This is a genomic window from Niallia yueguangensis (assembly GCF_052663115.1).
This window is the reverse complement of record NZ_JBQTCX010000004.1, coordinates 43,422-61,917: the sequence shown is the minus strand read 5'-3', so window position 1 is coordinate 61,917 and position 18,496 is coordinate 43,422. Positions and strand designations below refer to the sequence as shown.

The following is an 18,496-nucleotide window of genomic DNA, read 5'->3' as shown; positions in this document are numbered from 1 at the left end:
CTCTACCTGCTTAAATATTTCCGATTGCTCCACCATTGAAGAAAATTAATACAAAACAAAATAATAAACGTAATGATCAGCATCCCTGCCGCAACAGCAGTAGCACCTTTATAATCATATTGCTCCAGCTTCGTCATGATTATTAATGGGGATATTTCTGTTTTAAACGGCATATTGCCTGATATAAAAACAACAGATCCATATTCTCCTAAAGCGCGGGCAAAAGAGAGCGCAAATCCAGTGATGATTGCCGGAATCAACTCCGGCAATATCACTCTGAAAAAAGTTTGAAATCTGTCAGCCCCCAACGCAGCGGATGCTTCCTCTACTTCTGCCTCGATATTTTCTAAAACTGGCTGTACCATCCTTACAACAAACGGCAATCCGATAAAAACTAATGCAATGATGATTCCAACAGGTGTGAATGCTATTTTGAAGTTAAAAAATTGACCAATCCAACCGTTAGCAGCATAAAGCGTTGTTAGTGTTATGCCGGCTACTGCAGTTGGCAAGGCAAATGGCAAATCAACAAGACCATCTATTATTCTTTTTCCTGGAAATTGATATCTTGTTAGCACCCAAGCTATTAATAAACCGAATATCGCATTAATAAAGGCGGCTGCAAACGCTGTTAGAAAACTTAATTTATAAGATGCCAATACCCTTCGTTCTGTAATAATGCCCCAAAATTCATCGAATCCATTTGAAAAAGAATTTAAAAATATCATCGATAATGGGATGAGAACGATTAAGGATAAATAAATCAACGTAAACCCTAACGTAAATCCAAACCCTGGAATATGTGATTTTCGTCTTGGCTTCTTATTTATGATTACTTTTTCCATACCACACCAACTTTTTTCATCTATTCTATTAAATTACGGTTGATAAATTTCATCAAATGTGCCACCATCATTAAAATGTGTTTCTGACGCTTTTTTCCAACCGCCAAATTCTCCATCTACTGTTACTAAATTAATATCTGCAAATTGATTTTTATATTTGTTTAAAACTTCTTTATTTCGAGGGCGATAGAAATTCTTAGCTGCAATTTCCTGGCCTTCCTCTGTATACAAATAGTTTAAATAAGCTTCTGCCACTTTCTTTGTACCTTTTTTGTCCACTACTTTATCTACTACTGCAACAGGCGGTTCGGCTAAAATACTGATAGAAGGATTGACGATCTCAAATTTATCGGAACCAAACTCTTTTAATGTTAAATAGGCTTCATTTTCCCATGCAATAAGAACATCGCCAATTCCGCGTTCTACAAAGGTTGTCGTAGCTCCCCGCGCCCCGGAGTCTAATACCTCTACATTTTGGTACAATTTTTTCATAAAGTCTTTTACTTTTCCTTCATCTCCACCATTTGCTTGTTTTGCATATGCCCATGCCGCTAAATAGTTCCATCTTGCACCACCAGATGTTTTTGGGTTGGGGGTAATGACAGATACATCTTTTTTAATTAAATCATTCCAATCTTTTATGCCTTTAGGATTTCCTTTTTTCACAAGAAATACAATAGAAGACGTATATGGTGTGGAATTATTCGGTAACCGTTTCTGCCAATTTTCATCTAATAGATTAGCAACTTGCGAGATTTCATCAATATCATACGCAAGAGCCAAGGTTACAACATCTGCTTCTAACCCATCTATTACAGCTCGTCCTTGCTTTCCAGATCCTCCATGCGATTGCTTAATTGTCACAGTTTGCCCAGTTTTTTCTTTCCAATTTTCAGCAAATGCTTTATTAAATTCTTGGTAAAGCTCTCTTGTTGGATCATAAGATACATTTAATAATTCCACATTTTCTTTCGATTTTTTTGTCGTTGTTTTCTCTGTTTTGCCGCAAGCAGACAAAATTCCAACTAGTAAGATAGTTGATAACAATAAAATAATGCTTTTTTTCATTTTAAATCCTCCTAATTTGATCTATGTACTTGGTTAATGCCGTAAAAAAAGGCATATTACCATCTTAGCTAATCTGGTAATATGCCTTTAGTTTGTCTAATCAGCATCTAAAGTACTATTATTTTTATTAATCCATAATAATCCTTATTATTCATAGTTGTCAACTAGGTTTTTTTATATTTTTTCATTATCCCTACATTTATTACAAATTATCTACAAAAATTTCACTACTATCGGGAACAAAAGTGAATACGTGTTTTCATCTAAGATAAAATCGATAAAACTATTTTTTGTTTGGGTGGCTTTTTTTGGGTTATGATATGCTTCCATTCTTTTTATTTCTTTTGTAGCTTGAACTACATCGTTTTCTCGTTGTTTTTGATAGGCAGCATACTTGTCCTTTTTCTGATGTGTGGCATGAACGCTTTGGCCTACCTCAACATTTCCTAATGCTAAAATAGGGTTAACTGCATTTTTTTTAGTTATCGTCCACTTTTTATTATGTAATTCAAAATGCAAATGAACTCCTGATGATTCACCTGTGTTCCCCATCATACCAATGATATCGCCTTTTTCCACTGTTTCATTTTCTTTGACTTTACGTTTATTTAAATGGGCATACACAGTCTCCATTCCATTATGATGCTTTACAAAAATAACATTGCCATATGACTTAGAAAGATAAGATTTTACAACTCTTCCATCGTCCACCACATAGATTGGAGAATCAAGCTCTCCAGCAATATCAATCCCTTTATGATGACCATTTCTTGAATTAAATAGATCTGAAATAACTCCATCACTCGGCCATATCCAATCTTTTGTACGTTCTGAAATAGAAATGGAACTTGCTTCTGATCGGCTACTCCCTAACAATAAACTAATAAATTGAAGCATAATTGCTGCTATTAGCAGTCTCCTTATGGACTCTATCATGCTTTCCTCCTTTTTCACTTTAAAAATACATCGCAGAACAACTATTTTTGTCTGCTAACCTCTTATACCCTTATTAGGCATGAAAAAAGTTATATTACAAAAGGCTGTTTTCTCAAAGTTTGTTGTTTTTTACGTAAAAAAATGGGAGAAGAAGTACTCAGCAGACTGAATACACGTAGACTCCTGTGGGAATGCGAGAAAGACGAGACCCCACAGGAGTGTATGCAACGAGGAGGCTCGACGCTCGCCCGCGGAAAGCGAAGTGTATTCAGGCTGCGAGTTTAAAAGCAACATTCTATACGAAAACAGCCTTCCAAAACAATAGTAGTGATTGATAAGAAGCAGCTTATGAAGGAACAAAGTTTATTATTTCTATTGATAGGGAATCTATACATAAAAAAGTAAAACTTCCATCAGTAGGAGTTTTCTTCCTACCCATGATGGAAGTTTTACTTTAATTAAATACCTCTTTTATTTGCAGCAACAGGAACTTTTACTTCTTTTGACAAGATAAATCTTCCTATTTGTTTTATTCTCGTATTTTCAAATTTTACAGATGAATAATGAAAATCCTTTGCGGTTAATAAAATTGCCTCAATCGCTCTTATCGTAGTAAGATTTTCTTCAAACTTACTATCTTTTGTAAAAAAAACGATTAATTGTTTTTTGGAATGGTTGCTCGTTATTTTTTCAACATGTATCGTATTAGGCAAAGATGCAGAAAGTCCTAACATTTTTTGATCATTTTGCATATCATAAAAAGCTTTCTCAATGGTGTCATATGAATCAAACGAAGGAACATAATAAATATTATTAGCTTCGCTTCCAGTATGAAGTAGAAAGTACCCTCTATTCTCCAACTCTTGGTAATGATGCGATCTTATTTCTCCCCAGTTTCCAAAAATAATCCCAGGTTTATTTTTTGTAAAAAACAATACCTTTTTGGCATCTACAGCATGTAGTTGTTCATTTAATATCGCAGAATAAAAATGATCTCCAGCAGATGTAAAGGCAGAAGGCGCTTGTTCTACATTCACTATTACCGCCTTTTTATTGGAATTAAAGGAAATATCGGCATTAATAGGATAGTACTCCTTTAAATTCCAGCTATCCTCGGATAACTTTTTCATATAATTCTTATATAAGTCAAATTTGTTTGCGTATTGCTGATTATCGACAAGAATACTTACAGGTACGACAACTTGTAAGTTTTCATCTGGGATTGGATATGTCAGAACTTCCTTGCCTTTTATATCATCTCCATAAACCGCATTTGTTTCTAACTGAACATCCTTTGTATTCGCAAGATCAAAGGTTGATCCTCGATTTTCTGCTTTTGTCATCTTTTCTTCAGATTGTATTGTTGCCAGATTACGATCTTGCAAAGCAGATTTTTTTTCACTTGATCTTGTTCCCTCATTCATGATGCTATTTATAATAACAACAAAAAGAAACAATGAGAATATTGTTGCGATAGAAGGCAGCATCCAGTTTCGGCGCCGATGCTTTTTTTGTTTTGCTATTATTTGCTGATAAACTGTTGTCGGGTGCCGTTCATCCTTTAAGCAAGGAAGTTGTTTTAAAAGGTTGGTTAGTTGTTCATCGCTCCATTTTGATTGTTTCATCATCGCTGTCCTCCTCTCTGCTGATTTTCTCCATCTGCTTTCTTAATACTTTTAATGCCCTATGTTGTGTTGTTTTCACTTTACTTTCTGTCCATCCTAGCGATTCCGCAGTTTCTGCTATAGTGTGTTCTTGAATAAATCGCATGACAATAACTAAACGTTGATCAATCGTACATTTTTTTAAAGCTTTATAAATATTCTTCACTTCTTCCGATTGCAGCATTAGTTCATCTGGCAATACATCATCTGCCTTAATTTGCTGTTTGGACCAATCAAATTTCTCCATCATTCTGCTTTTTATATTTTTATGCTTTCGAAAATGATCGATTGCAACATTACGTGCAATACTGAATAACCATGTTTTTTCTGAACTTTTCCCTTCAAACCGGTGATACGACTTTAATACACGAATATACACTTCCTGTACTAAGTCTTCCGCTGTTTCTTTATGATTTACCATATAAAATAAAAATTGAAAAACGTCATGATGATACTTATTATATATTTCATCAAAAACGGAGTTCATCTCTTTCCCTCCCCGTTCATAAAATCAGTCGTATTTAAGGTGCGATTAGTTTCATTTTAAAAAAAATAATATAAAAACTTAAGCTCAAGTTAAGCCCAATCCATTCTTTGTTAAGAAAAAACTATTTATATGACCATAATGAACAAAAGCGCAGGCGCCTTGCTCAGCGCCGGAGCTAGACTCTAAACTAGGTTTGAAATTGTATACTTTCTTATCTTTTTAAATAGGCGTAGTTCTTTCCCTTTTTACCATAATAAAAAGGAAGGGAATGATCATTTCACCTTCCTTTTTATTATGGTAAATTGTTTCTCATGAATCAAGAACAATCGGCATTTTCTCTAATTATATTCAATATTTCGAGGCAAATAAATAAAAAATGTCGTACCTTGACCGTATTTACTTTGAACAGATAGTTGTCCTTTATGCGCCTCCACGATATTCTTTGCAATAGCAAGCCCCAAACCTGTGCCAGAATTTCCTCTTGTTCTTGCTTTGTCCGCTTTGTAAAAACGTTCAAACACAAAAGGCAAGTCTTCTTCCGAAATGCCAACACCTGTATCTGTTATTTCCCAATATACTCCATTTTCATCCATTTTACATGTAATGCTGACATTTCCTTTAGCTGGAGTATGTCTAATACTATTATCAATGATGTTGGTGAGCACTTGTTCCATGCGGTCAGAATCCATTAAAAAGTACTGTTCTGACTCAATCGTATGAACAGCCAATTCAATCTCTTTTTCTTTCACAAGCGCATAAAATTTCCTGGCGATCTTTTGTAAAAAGGAACGCAACTCTACCTCTTCTGTTAATAATTCTAGGTGTCCAGCTTCCATTCGAGCTAAATCTAATAATTCATTAACAAGCCGTCCCATTCTTAATGATTCGTCATAAATTATTTGCGCCATTTCTTTTTTTTCTTCCTCTGACTCTGCAATATTATCGACGATCGCTTCACTGTAGCCTTGCAGCATGCTGATTGGTGTCCGCAATTCATGAGAAACATTGGCAATAAAGTCGATACGCAGCTTATCAAGTCGCCGTTCTTCGGTCATATCCCTGATCACAGCAATCGCTCCTCTTATATGTTCCTTGTTATATAGAGGACTAACAATAATAACCCAGTATCGTCCTTGTATTTTAATTTCATCTAGTTGTTCTTCACCCGTAGTAACAGCTAGATGAAATAAGTCTTTTACTTGTTTCGGAACTTGCTCATGCAGTTTTTGGGTACCCTGTTCATACTGCCAATCTTGTAAAAATTTTTCTGCAGGTGGATTCGTAATTAAAAGACTGCCATTTTTATTAAATGTGATGACTCCATCAGCCATTCCACTTAAAATATTTCCCAGCTGTTCCTTTTCTTCGCTTAAAGCATTCATATTAAAATTCAATCGTTTGGCCATTTCATTAAACGCTACGGATAATTCTCCAATTTCATCTTGGGTCATGATTGGTACTTTCGTATCAAAATTCCCTCTAGATAAATCAAAGGCAGCTTCTCTCATCTTTCGCAATGGCGCTGTAATTCTTGTTAATAAGAAAAAAGCAAAAATAGTGGTTAAAATGATGGCAATAACTGCTGCCAATACAATAAATTTTGTCGTCGATTTTTTCGACTCATTTAACACCTCAATAGATTGATAAATAAAAACAGCTCCAACAGCTTTCCCATTTTCTACAATAGGGACGCTGATAATCACTAATTTATCTTTATGATGATTTTGGGAATCTGTTGTTACTATTTTTGGTTTATTGTCTGTTAACACTTCTGATAATTTTTTATTTTGCAATAAATAATCGGTGGAAATTTTTTTGGAGTTGCTATTTGGTGATACAATCATTTCTTTAGATGCTGTCATAATCGTTGCACCTGTAGATTTATCAAGAAGATTCCAAGCAATTTCTACCCCAAGATTCGAGTCATGCTTTTCCATTATGTTTGCCATTTTTGTGGCAGTATTAAGCAATCCTTTTGTGGTCTGATCCGTGTGATATTGCTGAAAATATTCCAGCAACATCACCGTTAAAATAAATAATACAATGGAAATAAGCAGTAAAAAAGTAAACCACAGTTTAAATACTACACTTCTCCAAAACATCATCCATTGTTAACCTCAAACTTATACCCTACTCCCCAAACTGTTACTATCATAGCTGCCGCCTCTTCTGATACTTTGTTTAATTTTTCTCTTAAACGTTTAACATGTGTATCAACTGTTCGTAAATCACCAAAAAACTCATAATGCCAAACTTCTTTTAGTAATAACTCTCTATCAAAAACTTTATCTGGTGATTTTGCTAAAAAGAAAAGAAGTTCATATTCTTTTGGTGTTAAGCTTACTTCTTTTCCATCTGCCAATACTCGATGTGCATCATGATCAATCGTTAATGATGGAAACACAATAACGTCTTTAGAAGCATTATCATTTTGGACAAAAGTAGCAGTTGTTGATCTTCTCAGTAATGCCTTGACTCTTAAAACAACTTCCCTTGGACTAAAAGGTTTCACAATATAATCGTCTGTACCTGCTTCAAAACCTTGTACTCGATTAATTTCCTCCCCTTTAGCCGTTAACATGATAACAGGTGTTGCTTTTTTCTCTCTTAATTCCTTGCATACTTCCATTCCATCTTTTCCAGGCATCATTAAATCAAGGAGTATTACATCATATTCTGACTCGAACGCCTTCGCTAAGGCGCTGTCTCCATCTTCCGCTTCCTCTACAATAAAGTCTTCTCTTTCTAAATACATTTTTAACAATCGTCTAATTCTTTCTTCATCATCGACTACTAAAATTTTTATTTCTTTCTCCATCATCAAGACCTCCTATACAAAAAACCTATCTCTAAAATAGATATATGTTTAATGATCCAAGTAGCTTTTTATCCATCATACTAAAAAGGCTTATTGATTTCAGCAATCCTTTATATTTAAGCATAGGAATGCAAGCCAACCATTAACAAATTTACTACGATTAAATTAAACATGATAATAATAAAACCGATAACAGCAAGCCATGCAGATTTTTTCCCTTGCCAATCCTTCGTTTCTTAAATGAAGGAAAGCGGCATAAAATAACCATGTAATAAGAGCCCCTACTTCCTTTGGGTCCCAATTCAAAAATCTTGACCAAGCAATTTGTGCCCAAATCATCGCAAATATTAACGCACCTAATGTAAAAACCGGAAAACCAATCAAAAAGGAGCGGTAATTGATTTCATGTAGAAGCTCTAAAGATACATTTTTAACGACAAGCTTTAATACTGCACCAATCCTTTTTTTTGAATATCCATCGCAATAGTATACATATGATGCATCCTGCTAGGAAAGATAACAAGACACTGTTTAATTTATTGCTATTTAACGATGCAGGAACCGCCACGATTGGGTTTTTATCTCCGTTTTCGACTATCTGATTGTCATTTGGTCCAATGAAGACTGGCAAATGGTACTCCATTTCATTTCTTTGACCATCTTTTCCAATCCAATAAATGGTTTCTTTATAATCGATAGCAGAAAAAATAATCGATAAAAAATGAACCCAAGTACGGAACAAAATAAGAGAATGATCCCTTCTATTCCTCTTGTACATTTACTCGACTTTTTTTCATTTGTTGCTTTAATTAAATAGAGGAGGAAAGCGGCATATAAAAAATTACTGCTGATGCTTACCATCTTCTCCCTCCTCTCCATAGCCGTTTTTTTGATAAGTAATCGTATTATCAGAAAGAAGATCTATTTTATCACCAAATAGATGGGATAATTCCCGTTTTAATGCAAACCAATTTTTATTTGTATGGGCTGCCACCCAAATTTCATTATTTCGCCATTGCATCCAAACTCTGCGATGATTCCAATAAGAACCTTGTATCACACCAACCATAAATATAATTCCGCCGACAAAAAGAATCGGCAGCATCGGGTCTTTTCGCACCGTTAAAGCTGAAACATTTTTTGTTTGCACATCATCTAACACTAATTTCCACTGATTGCTTGCATTTGATTCTATTGTTTGATTTAGTGTAGCAAATGATCGTTCTTTTTCCTTGCTTTTTGCTGAGCTAATTTCAAAAATAAAAGCAGGATTATTTGGAATCTTTGATTTAGTTGTTGGTTTTCCGCCTTTATCAAACTGAACATCAGGGTAGTATTCCAACATTTTGACATGTAAACCGTTCTTTAATGTGTAGCTGCTGTTTGGATTATTTACATGAATCAGGATGGTGTCGAGTTTTGTTTTTGATTGCTTATCGATGATTTTATATTGAACCTTGGAGACTTCATTTAGTTTAAAATCTCCTTGATAAATGGCATAGCCAGCGAATTTTAACGGGTTATTTACTTTAATATTGGCTTCTTTTAATTTTATTTGGGAAGTTTTTTCTCCTGCAATAGCGTTTGGACTAGCTTGAAGCAATGTTACATTCGTTTGAAAGTTTTTTGCTATCACAGTCCTATTTTCTAATGCTTGCTGAAAGACCTTATCTTCTTTGTTTTTATCATATACTTCTAATATAAATTGATTATTTGTTAAATAGTATAAACCGTTTGTGCCTGGAATTTGTTTAGTTTGTTCTTCCCGTATCCACATCACTTCATTAATATATAATCCAGGTATAAACCGCAGCATCGCCCCACATAAAAAAATAAGTAATCCAAGGTGGTTAATATAAGGACCCCATCTTGAAAACCGCCCTTTTTCTGCCAATAAATGCTGCTTCTCCTTTTTCACATGATATCGTAATTGATGGAGTTTCTTCTCTAATTCCTTATCATTGTCCATAGCAGGCAATTGGAAAAAAATACGCTGATTATAATAAAAACTTTCGTGTTTACCTACTCTCTGATGCTTTAACGCACGATATAATGGAAAAAACCTGTCAATACTTGCGATTACTAATGAAAAGCTTAAACAAATAATAAGAAGTAGATACCACCAAGATTGATACAAATTAGCAAATCCTATACTATAATATACACTGCCAAACCAGCCGTATGTATCAGAATAATAATCATATGAGGAAATCTCCGTTGGAATATACATTTCCTGCGGCAATATTGTTCCTATAATGGATGCAAGCAACAGGAGGAAAATAAAGCATACCCCTACTTTAACAGAAGAAAAAAAATTCCAAACTTTATCAATGATATTTTTATTATACGTTTGCGAGCGGCGGGGAGTGCCTTCATACCTCATATCAATCTTGCCTGCATCTACTTCTTGTAAAACTCTTCCACAACTTACACATAACTTTGTTCCTAAAGGATTTTTATGTCCACATTGACAATTTACAGTATTCATATGTATGTCCACCTAAAGATCAAGGTTTTATTTTCCTCATCAATTCTTGAATCTTGCTTTCTGTTAGTTCTCCTGTGTATATATCGATAATAAATCCTTCCTTATCAATTAAAAATGTCACTGGAAGTGGATTTATTCTATACGCTTCCTGAACTAGCTCTTCAGAATCAATCATAATCGGAAAAGTTAAGTCATATTGTTCTATAAATCTATTAACAACAAATGAAGATTCTCCAACGTTTACAGATAATACTTGTACATCTTTACTTTTATCTCGTGTATATAGTTCATTGATAGTCGGTATCTCGTTTTCACAAGGTTTGCACCAAGTAGCCCAAAAGTTCAAAAATACCCCTTGCCCTTTATAGTTTGAAAGTTTTTGTTGCTCCCCATTTTGATCCAAAAGCACAAAATCAGGAGCTTTTTGGCCAATTTGAACTTTTTCAGCTTGTTTCGCTGTTATACTCTCGTAAATAGTGTAGGCAGAAGCAACTATTAACAGCAATAAAATAATCACTCGAAGCAGTAACCGTTTCTTTTTCATGTCATCCCCCTGGAACAAAAGCGTAAGCGCCTTGAACAGCTCTGAAGAAAAATGTTCTCTTGACTCAAAAAGTGTTTTTTACTTTTAGAGGGAAGAGGTTATCTTTCACAGTGGCTAGGCACCGGAGCTAGCCACTCACCTAGCTCGACTCATTTAAATGATGGAAAGACAAGTAACTTCTGCCACTATTATACCATTTATATGTTGTAGATATTGTAATCGCAAACAGGCATTCTGTGAAAGTTTTATGAATTTTTTAAATTATTCCCTATTTTTTCTTATTTGCCTCTGTCCGAAGTAACTTCACTTCATGCGCCGTCAGTTCTCTAGCATCTCCTGGTTGTAATCCGTTTAAATTTAAAAAAGCATATCTTTCCCGTTTTAACTTCATTACAGGCGTTCCAATCGCTTCAAACATCCTTCTCACTTGTCGATTTCTGCCTTCATGAATTTTCAGCTCAATAATAGACGTTCCTTTTTTCTTATCTAACGATAAAAGTTTTACTTTTGCAGGTGCCGTTTTCCCATCTTCCAAAACAATTCCTCTTTCTAATTGCTTTAACTTTTCTCTGACAGGAATTCCTTTTACTTTTGCAACATATACTTTTTCGATTTCACCCTTAGGATGCATCATTAAATTAGCAAATTCTCCGTCATTTGTTAATAATATTAATCCCGATGTATCGTAATCAAGGCGGCCAACTGGATAAATTCTTGCTTCCATTTCAGAAAAGAAATCTGTTACTACTTTTCTTCCTTTATCATCATTAACACTCGAAATAACTCCTCTTGGTTTATACAGAATAAAATAGACAGGCTCTTCTCTTTCAACTGGTATTCCGTTCACTTCTACTTTATCAGAAGGAGTTACTTTTACCCCTAATTCTTTAACAATCACACCGTTCACTTTTACTTTTCCATCCAGTATTAATTCTTCTGCTTTTCTTCTTGATGCAATTCCTGCATGTGCAATTACTTTTTGTAACCTTTCCATCTATGTCACCTCTAAATTTTCTTTGTTTTGAGTCATTCTTTATTTATTAATTGGCTACTCTGAAAAAAGGGTTCCGCAGGTTGAATACACTTCGCTTTCCGCGGGCGAGCGCCGAGCCGCTTCGTCGCTTTGCTCCTGCAGGGTCTGTCTGTCTCGCTTTCCCACAGGAGTCTTCGTGTATTCAACCTGCTCTCTGCTATAAATAGTGGAAGCTGCTTCTTTTCATGTGCCATGGTGCAAGTTTTGTTGCATGAGTGTCCACCCTGAAAATAAGCACTTTTAAATGGGGTTTTCCGAAGCTTATCGCTCGATTTCCACGGAGCGAGCGCCGAGCCTCCTCGTCGCTTTGCTCCTGAAGGGTCTCGCCTGTCTCGCTAATCCCGCAGGAGTCTCACGCCTTCCGCTCCAATCAACAAAGCATCAAAATCAACAATTAGCTTTAACACAGCCTTTAATTAAGTAAGCTTATGCCTTATGGCTACCTTAAATCGTTTGAATAAAAAACAAATAATATCATTACCCTTTTGAATTATGACATAAATTAATGAATTTTCAAAGAAAGTCTTAAAATAAAAAAACACTACTGTGTTAGTAGTGTTGCCAAAAAACGATCATTTGGAGTTGAATTTTGTTTGTAATTTAGGTAAAGATTATTTCCCAAAAAACATCGTGACAACGATAATCGCCACAATAAAACCGACAAGATCTGCTAATAAACCTACTTTTAAGGCATCCCCCATTTTTTTTATGCCAACCGCGCCAAAATAAACAGTAAGCACGTAAAATGTTGTATCTGTACTGCCTTGAATAGTGGCAGCAAGTCTGCCAATATAAGAGTCTGGACCATATGTTGCAATTAAATCACTTGTCATGCCAAGCGCCGCATTTCCAGAAATCGGGCGAATAATCGCAAGTGGAGCTACTTCTGAAGGAATGCCAATACTATGTAACACCGGTTTTAAAAAGCCCATAAAAAATTCTAATGCACCAGAAGCTCGGAAGACTGAAATTGCAACAAGCATGCCAATTAAAAAAGGAATGATCGAAAAAGCAATGCTAATTCCTTCTTTTCCTCCTTCTACAAAGCTTTCATATGTAGGAATTTTCTTGTATGTTCCATATAATAAAATAAAACCGATAAGGGAAGGAATCATCCATAATGATATTAAAGAAACAAATTCCATTATCATTCCTCCTTTTTTAATCTTCTATAATAAAAATATCGATCTATTAATATACCGCTGATGGCAGAAAAAATAGTTGCAATTAATGTTGGACCTACAATATCCGTTGGACTTGCAGCATGATAATTCATTCTTATCGCAATCACGGTTGTCGGTATTAATGTGATACTTGACGTATTCACCGCAAGAAAAGTAATCATGCTATTGCTTGCCGTATTTTTCCCGCCATTTAATTTTTTCAACTCTTCCATCGCTTTAATGCCAAGCGGTGTTGCCGCATTTCCGAGCCCAAATAAGTTTGCCATCATATTAGACAATATATACCCCATTGCCGGATGGTCTTTTGGAACTTCAGGAAATAATTTTACAACAAAAGGTCTAAATAGATTGGTCAGTTTTTTTAATAATCCTGCCTGCTCGGCAATCTTCATCATTCCTAGCCAAAATACTAATACACTAATCAAACCAATACATATCGTTACAGCTTCTTTTGCACCAGAAAATACGGCCTTATTCACTTCATCCATCGTGCCATTAACCATGGCAAACACAATTCCAATAACGGTAAGCAGTACCCAGATAATATTAACCATCACTGCCCACTCCCGTCAGGCTAATAAACATTTGTTTAAAATACCCAAAAAATGATTTGGATTGTTTTTTCTGATGCTGATAGTAGATAGGAATCGTATCAATTATTTTGTGGTCAAAATAAATTTGCACTTCCCCTACAATATTCGGTACTTTATTTTCATCTTTTTTCCATGCTTTATTTACATTTGACAATTTATATTCAATTTGAAATAAATCCTCTTCATCTGAAGTAATCGGATATTCGTAGCCTTGTTTTATATATAATTTATTTTTATAGAAAGCATTGTTGATATCTTTTAATTTTCCATTCTCGATTACTTGTGCCAATTTATATTTTTTAAAGGAAGTTTCAAACATATTAATATGGTCGTCCCAATCATCTGGATCATTTAATGTCACGGCAATTAGCTCTAATCCATCCTTTTCAGCCGTACTGACAAGCGTTCTTTTTGCCCTTTTTGTATATCCTGTTTTTCCCCCTGTGGAATAGTCATAAAGCTCTGTTAATAATCGGTTTTTATTGTTCCAGACACGGTCCCATTCTCCTGAAGGATCCTCTGATCTATATTTTTTTGTTCCTGCAATTTTTTTATATGTATCATTGTTCATCGCATAACGGGTTAATAATGCCATGTCATAGGCTGTAGAATAATGGTTTTCATGGTCATCAAGGCCATGCGGATTAGCAAAATGCGTATTGCTCATGCCAATTTCTTCTGCTTTTTGATTCATTAAGTAAACAAACCCGTCTAAACTTCCTCCAACGGATTCGGCAATCGCAACAGCCGCATCGTTCCCAGAACGAAGCATTAAACCATATACTAAATCTTTCAGTGGAATTTTTTCACCCACTTTTAAATAAACAGAAGAACCTTCCGCTTTTACCGCATTTTCACTTATCGTCACTTTTTCATCTAAATTTCCAGATTCAATGGCTAGAATAGCAGTCATTATCTTTGTAATACTTGCTATTCTTCTTTTTGTGTTAGCGTCCTTTTCATATAGAACCCGTCCTGATTTTTGTTCCATTAATACCGCACTATTAGCACTTACATACATCGCCGCATTTGTATTATGAGGAATCGCTAATATTAAAATGGAAGTGATAAGGGAAAATATAATGGTTTTATATAGTTTCATTTAACACTACCTCATCTCATTAAGTCATTTGTACATGTTTATGCAGGACAAGTAGCCTTATGACAATAAAGCAAAAACTTCTTTAAAAATCGAGGTAACCAACGAAACAAAAAATGCCGATACTCTTGATTGGAATATCAGCACGAATCTATAAAACATTTTTGTATAACGATTATTAAATTAATACTTAAATTATTAATCTATATTGATATTTCCTGATGATGAATGAAGTGATAAAGTTGGACCTTCTGAACCTATTTCTGATTTTAATTTGCTGCCAGCATCCTTTGTTATAATCTCTTTTGAAGAAAAAAGAGATGTCTTGATTTTACCTGATTCTGTAGCTGCATCAATTTGCAGAGAATTAGGTTTATCTTCTAGCTTTGCTTCAATTTCACCTGAATTGGAACTGATACTACTATCGTTCTTAAACGTTCCTTTGTGAGACACACTAACGTTGCCAGTATCATTTTCGATCGACAAATCTCCCATAATATTGACTAGTTTCACATTACCAGACACAACCTCCCCTTTTACCTTATCGCCTTCAAAGCCATTGATATTAATCTCTCCAGAATCGGCTGTTAGAATTAATTTTTCTGCTTTCAGGTCTTCCCCTGTAATGTTCCCAGAAGTCGTTACGAGATTTATTTTTTTATACGTATCTTTCGGTATATCAACATACAAAGTTTCTGTCTTAAAATGAATAAAATCTGATGAATCTTCAATAACAACAGATAAGACATTGTCTTCAACCTTTGCTGGTAATTCCTTTTCTGCTTTCATTTTAACCGTTACTTCTTTTCCATTAGATGGACGAAATTCGATGTTTTGTCCTCCTGTCTTAATATTAATTTCTTCTATCTTCTGTCCTTCAAAAGATTTTGTTTCATTTTTAGAAAGAGAATTTGATCCACATCCTGAAATTATAGAACAAATAATTCCCACATTTAATATTAAAACGAGTTTACTGCTTAAATTTTTCATTGTATGCTCCTTTATGTTTGATTGTTCTTTTAGCACCTATGATACGGTGATTTCCAGCCTGTAGCTGTTGTACTACTATAGCAATACTTAATAAGATGACTGTCAAAATCGCATAGAAATTCGGATAACCCGTTGACACTCCCAAGAAATCTAGATATGGCATGTTATTGACTGGACCAAGATACCACCACAGCATATAGATAACTTCGAATAATTTCCTTGATCCACTAAAACTACCAAGTGCTAATCCCAATGTCGGAATAAAGAAAATGCCAGTAATCCAAGAGTGGAGGAATAATAACTGTCCTTCCATTAGGAAATGAATCAAAACACCTAAAGACATTAGCAATGCGATAAGAACTCCTGATATCCAAACTGCAATAAACTTATAGAGCGGTGGACAACTGGATAAAATAATCTCTCGCATAAAATAATGCTTTTCTCTGTTCCCCATCTGTGACCAGATAGCAATAGGCAATACCATGACTAACGGCAGCCAGCTCCTAATTTTGTCGAGAGAGATTAAAAGACTAGCAGCAATTACACCTATAACAAACAGATACCACCAGATGGAAAAGCCTTTTATCATGATAAGAAGTTCCACTTTAACTAATCTTGAAAGATGGATTCGTTTTTCTTTTTCAACTGGTGATAAACGAAAGCTTTGGATTAAATTACTCTTCACTAACAGCTTCTTGTTTGTTTCAAAAATTGATAGCTTTCCTGACTGTTTACCTTTTCCTTGATTTTTAAATCGATCAAAGACTATAGACGAAAGTAAAATAATAATCCCTGCAATAAAAACCCAAATCACTCGTAGTGTTAGTAGACGAGGATTCCAATCAACCCCTTGCCATTCAAACGTAGAAATTTTTCCTTCTACTGGATAATATCCAAAGCTCCCACCCTCTTGACTATCTGCAATGAAATCATATTTCATTGCTGCTTCCTGAACCATATCTGAACGGATGACATCAAGTCCATATACATCCCAGAAACTATTGGGACTGGCAATAGAAATTACGCTAAAAAATATCCAAAGTCCAAAAAAAATAATGTTTCCAATCACACCCTTTACCCCCGGAAAGACATCAAAAAAAACACTTAATGCTGCCAATACGAATAGAGACGGAAGAGCAATGAACAAGAACGGTGCAAAATAATCCCATACTTCCAGTTGATACTCTTCTCCACGCAAGAGCTGCATGCTCATAAAGGCTAGAATCATCATTAGCTCCATTACAACAAGCACAAAAAAATTTGAAATTACCTTACTTGAAACATATCGAAAGTTACTGATAGGAGTAGATGCAATGATTTGTCCGACTTTCAGACGTTGATCTTCTAAGATCTGGCTTCTCAACATGTAAAAACCAAACAACCATAATAGAAGCGTGGAAAGCATCGCTGCCATGCCACCTAGCCAAGCAGAATTATATATTCCTCTAACTCCGCCAATATAAAAAACTTCATAGCCTGAGGATAACGAAGGTACACATGCGTATCCTAGGAACAAGGATATTCCAATAACAAGTAAGAAAGAATAGCTCCTCATTTGTTTGACTAAATTATTTTTTATTAAGTAAATATTAGATTCAAGTGTATTATTCATGCTTTCACTCCCAGTGACGCCACGTAATATAGATAGGCATCTTCCAATGAAGACGGCAGAGGGGTAGCGTTGAGGTTTGGCCTAAGATCAGATACGATTCGCGCATGCACACCGTCACTACGGTGAATTGCACTGCTGATCGAGTATTTCTCCTGCATATCTTGTAAACCGGTAGACGGTATCACACAGTTCCAAACTTTATTATCTACAGTTTGTATTAGGTGTTCCGGAGTTGTATAAGTGACAAGTTGGCCTTTTGATAGTATCGCAATATTAGGTGCTATTGACTCAATGTCTGTTACGATATGGGTTGAGAGAATAACGATTCGATTGGATGACAAGGTTGAAAGTAAATTACGGAATCTGATTCGTTCCTGCGGATCTAATCCTACTGTTGGTTCATCAACTATTAACAGAGATGGGTCATTTAACAGTGCTTGTGCAATCCCCACACGTTGTTTCATTCCTCCAGAGAATCCTCCTAAAAGTCTTTTTCGATCATTTGATAGATTCAAAATCTCCATTAATTCTTCTATTCGTTTCCTTGAAGATCTAATGGACAATCCTTTAATCGCTGCCATATATTCAAGAAATTCAATAGGATTCATGTTAGGGTATACACCAAAGTCTTGAGGTAAATACCCCAGTTCTCTTCTTAAGAGGTCAGGATTCTTTGTAATATCTGTTCCGTTCCACATAATCGTCCCACTTGAAGGTTTCTCAATCGTAGCTAACATCCTCATTAACGTAGATTTCCCTGCCCCATTTGGTCCTAATAACCCCATTACTCCTGATTTTAAATTTAAAGTCAAATTCTTGAGTGCCTGTTTAGATCCATAACTTTTTGTGACCTTCTGTATGCTAAGTTCCATTTATATTCCTCCACTGCACAAAATTCTTGTTATTTACATGTTTGAAGTGTAAATATTACTTTCTTACTTTCAATATAACGAACTAAAGTAAAATCAAAGTAAAATGAAGGGAAAATATAAGTAATACTTATTTTTCAAGTTCTCCAAATTCTATAAGGGTTTTGACGATTTTCCTCCTAAAAACAAACAATTTCCTATTTGATGATTAAACTTATGGTAAGATTAGTAAATAAATGATTTAATTTTATGCTATTGGGAGGGAG

Annotated in this window: 18 protein-coding genes; all 18 read right to left on the bottom strand. The window is 35.0% G+C overall.

Annotation, left to right across the window (positions count from 1 at the left end):
- Window positions 1–2: 2 nt before the first annotated feature.
- Window positions 3–845, bottom strand: coding sequence for a sulfate ABC transporter permease subunit CysT (cysT, locus tag ACTYA4_RS05150; RefSeq protein WP_443480003.1), 843 nt, complete (start codon window positions 843–845; stop codon window positions 3–5).
- Between the two features lie 33 nt (window positions 846–878).
- Window positions 879–1,913, bottom strand: coding sequence for a sulfate ABC transporter substrate-binding protein (locus tag ACTYA4_RS05145; RefSeq protein ID WP_443480004.1), 1,035 nt, complete (start codon window positions 1,911–1,913; stop codon window positions 879–881).
- 213 nt (window positions 1,914–2,126) lie between these two features.
- Entirely contained in the window at window positions 2,127–2,849 is a 723-nt protein-coding gene (locus tag ACTYA4_RS05140; RefSeq protein WP_443480005.1) for a M23 family metallopeptidase, read from the bottom strand.
- A gap of 458 nt (window positions 2,850–3,307) precedes the next feature.
- Window positions 3,308–4,477: an RsiX family anti-sigma factor gene (locus ACTYA4_RS05135; protein WP_443480006.1), complete on the bottom strand. Its 1,170-nt coding sequence runs from the start codon at window positions 4,475–4,477 to the stop codon at window positions 3,308–3,310.
- Complete coding sequence (sigX, locus tag ACTYA4_RS05130; protein ID WP_443480007.1) at window positions 4,449–5,000, bottom strand: RNA polymerase sigma factor SigX; 552 nt, start codon at window positions 4,998–5,000, stop codon at window positions 4,449–4,451. The genes ACTYA4_RS05135 and sigX overlap by 29 nt, the downstream gene beginning before the upstream one ends.
- Before the next feature lie 338 nt (window positions 5,001–5,338).
- Window positions 5,339–7,105, bottom strand: coding sequence for an ATP-binding protein (locus ACTYA4_RS05125; RefSeq protein WP_443480008.1), 1,767 nt, complete (start codon window positions 7,103–7,105; stop codon window positions 5,339–5,341).
- A complete protein-coding gene (locus ACTYA4_RS05120) occupies window positions 7,102–7,818 on the bottom strand; it encodes a response regulator transcription factor (RefSeq protein ID WP_443480009.1) in 717 nt (238 codons plus the stop codon). The genes ACTYA4_RS05125 and ACTYA4_RS05120 overlap by 4 nt, the downstream gene beginning before the upstream one ends.
- Before the next feature lie 165 nt (window positions 7,819–7,983).
- Window positions 7,984–8,202, bottom strand: a complete 219-nt coding sequence (ccsA, locus tag ACTYA4_RS05115; RefSeq protein ID WP_443480010.1) for a cytochrome c biogenesis protein CcsA — start codon at window positions 8,200–8,202, stop codon at window positions 7,984–7,986.
- 46 nt (window positions 8,203–8,248) lie between these two features.
- Window positions 8,249–8,596 carry a hypothetical protein gene (locus tag ACTYA4_RS05110; protein ID WP_443480011.1) on the bottom strand — a complete coding sequence of 116 codons (348 nt, stop codon included), beginning with the start codon at window positions 8,594–8,596 and terminating at the stop codon, window positions 8,249–8,251.
- A gap of 63 nt (window positions 8,597–8,659) precedes the next feature.
- Entirely contained in the window at window positions 8,660–10,306 is a 1,647-nt protein-coding gene (gene resB, locus ACTYA4_RS05105; RefSeq protein ID WP_443480012.1) for a cytochrome c biogenesis protein ResB, read from the bottom strand.
- Window positions 10,307–10,325: 19 nt separating this feature from the next.
- Window positions 10,326–10,850, bottom strand: a complete 525-nt coding sequence (gene resA, locus ACTYA4_RS05100; RefSeq protein ID WP_443480013.1) for a thiol-disulfide oxidoreductase ResA — start codon at window positions 10,848–10,850, stop codon at window positions 10,326–10,328.
- Window positions 10,851–11,118: 268 nt separating this feature from the next.
- Window positions 11,119–11,844, bottom strand: coding sequence for a 23S rRNA pseudouridine(2605) synthase RluB (gene rluB, locus ACTYA4_RS05095; RefSeq protein ID WP_445505572.1), 726 nt, complete (start codon window positions 11,842–11,844; stop codon window positions 11,119–11,121).
- A 650-nt stretch (window positions 11,845–12,494) separates the two neighbouring features.
- Window positions 12,495–13,028, bottom strand: coding sequence for a spore maturation protein (locus ACTYA4_RS05090; protein ID WP_443480015.1), 534 nt, complete (start codon window positions 13,026–13,028; stop codon window positions 12,495–12,497).
- Between the two features lie 2 nt (window positions 13,029–13,030).
- Window positions 13,031–13,621, bottom strand: a complete 591-nt coding sequence (locus ACTYA4_RS05085) for a nucleoside recognition domain-containing protein (protein ID WP_443480016.1) — start codon at window positions 13,619–13,621, stop codon at window positions 13,031–13,033.
- On the bottom strand, window positions 13,614–14,762 hold the full coding sequence (locus ACTYA4_RS05080) for a D-alanyl-D-alanine carboxypeptidase family protein (protein WP_443480017.1): 1,149 nt from the start codon (window positions 14,760–14,762) through the stop codon (window positions 13,614–13,616). The genes ACTYA4_RS05085 and ACTYA4_RS05080 overlap by 8 nt, the downstream gene beginning before the upstream one ends.
- Before the next feature lie 195 nt (window positions 14,763–14,957).
- Window positions 14,958–15,749, bottom strand: coding sequence for a DUF4097 family beta strand repeat-containing protein (locus tag ACTYA4_RS05075; RefSeq protein ID WP_443480018.1), 792 nt, complete (start codon window positions 15,747–15,749; stop codon window positions 14,958–14,960).
- Window positions 15,730–17,361, bottom strand: a complete 1,632-nt coding sequence (locus ACTYA4_RS05070) for a hypothetical protein (RefSeq protein WP_443480019.1) — start codon at window positions 17,359–17,361, stop codon at window positions 15,730–15,732. The genes ACTYA4_RS05075 and ACTYA4_RS05070 overlap by 20 nt, the downstream gene beginning before the upstream one ends.
- Window positions 17,358–18,233: an ABC transporter ATP-binding protein gene (locus ACTYA4_RS05065; RefSeq protein ID WP_443480020.1), complete on the bottom strand. Its 876-nt coding sequence runs from the start codon at window positions 18,231–18,233 to the stop codon at window positions 17,358–17,360. Before ACTYA4_RS05065 ends, ACTYA4_RS05070 begins: the two co-directional genes overlap by 4 nt.
- Window positions 18,234–18,496 lie beyond the last annotated feature (263 nt).

Bases quoted from the DNA above. Each gene is read 5' to 3' on its own strand.
- cysT (WP_443480003.1), bottom strand. From the start codon at position 845: ATGGAAAAAGTAATCATAAATAAGAAGCCAAGACGAAAATCACATATT.
- ACTYA4_RS05145 (WP_443480004.1), bottom strand. From the start codon at position 1,913: ATGAAAAAAAGCATTATTTTATTGTTATCAACTATCTTACTAGTTGGA.
- ACTYA4_RS05140 (WP_443480005.1), bottom strand. From the start codon at position 2,849: ATGATAGAGTCCATAAGGAGACTGCTAATAGCAGCAATTATGCTTCAA.
- ACTYA4_RS05135 (WP_443480006.1), bottom strand. From the start codon at position 4,477: ATGATGAAACAATCAAAATGGAGCGATGAACAACTAACCAACCTTTTA.
- sigX (WP_443480007.1), bottom strand. From the start codon at position 5,000: ATGAACTCCGTTTTTGATGAAATATATAATAAGTATCATCATGACGTT.
- ACTYA4_RS05125 (WP_443480008.1), bottom strand. From the start codon at position 7,105: ATGATGTTTTGGAGAAGTGTAGTATTTAAACTGTGGTTTACTTTTTTA.
- ACTYA4_RS05120 (WP_443480009.1), bottom strand. From the start codon at position 7,818: ATGGAGAAAGAAATAAAAATTTTAGTAGTCGATGATGAAGAAAGAATT.
- ACTYA4_RS05110 (WP_443480011.1), bottom strand. From the start codon at position 8,596: ATGTACAAGAGGAATAGAAGGGATCATTCTCTTATTTTGTTCCGTACT.
- resB (WP_443480012.1), bottom strand. From the start codon at position 10,306: ATGAATACTGTAAATTGTCAATGTGGACATAAAAATCCTTTAGGAACA.
- resA (WP_443480013.1), bottom strand. From the start codon at position 10,850: ATGAAAAAGAAACGGTTACTGCTTCGAGTGATTATTTTATTGCTGTTA.
- rluB (WP_445505572.1), bottom strand. From the start codon at position 11,844: ATGGAAAGGTTACAAAAAGTAATTGCACATGCAGGAATTGCATCAAGA.
- ACTYA4_RS05090 (WP_443480015.1), bottom strand. From the start codon at position 13,028: ATGGAATTTGTTTCTTTAATATCATTATGGATGATTCCTTCCCTTATC.
- ACTYA4_RS05085 (WP_443480016.1), bottom strand. From the start codon at position 13,621: ATGGTTAATATTATCTGGGTACTGCTTACCGTTATTGGAATTGTGTTT.
- ACTYA4_RS05080 (WP_443480017.1), bottom strand. From the start codon at position 14,762: ATGAAACTATATAAAACCATTATATTTTCCCTTATCACTTCCATTTTA.
- ACTYA4_RS05075 (WP_443480018.1), bottom strand. From the start codon at position 15,749: ATGAAAAATTTAAGCAGTAAACTCGTTTTAATATTAAATGTGGGAATT.
- ACTYA4_RS05070 (WP_443480019.1), bottom strand. From the start codon at position 17,361: ATGAATAATACACTTGAATCTAATATTTACTTAATAAAAAATAATTTA.
- ACTYA4_RS05065 (WP_443480020.1), bottom strand. From the start codon at position 18,233: ATGGAACTTAGCATACAGAAGGTCACAAAAAGTTATGGATCTAAACAG.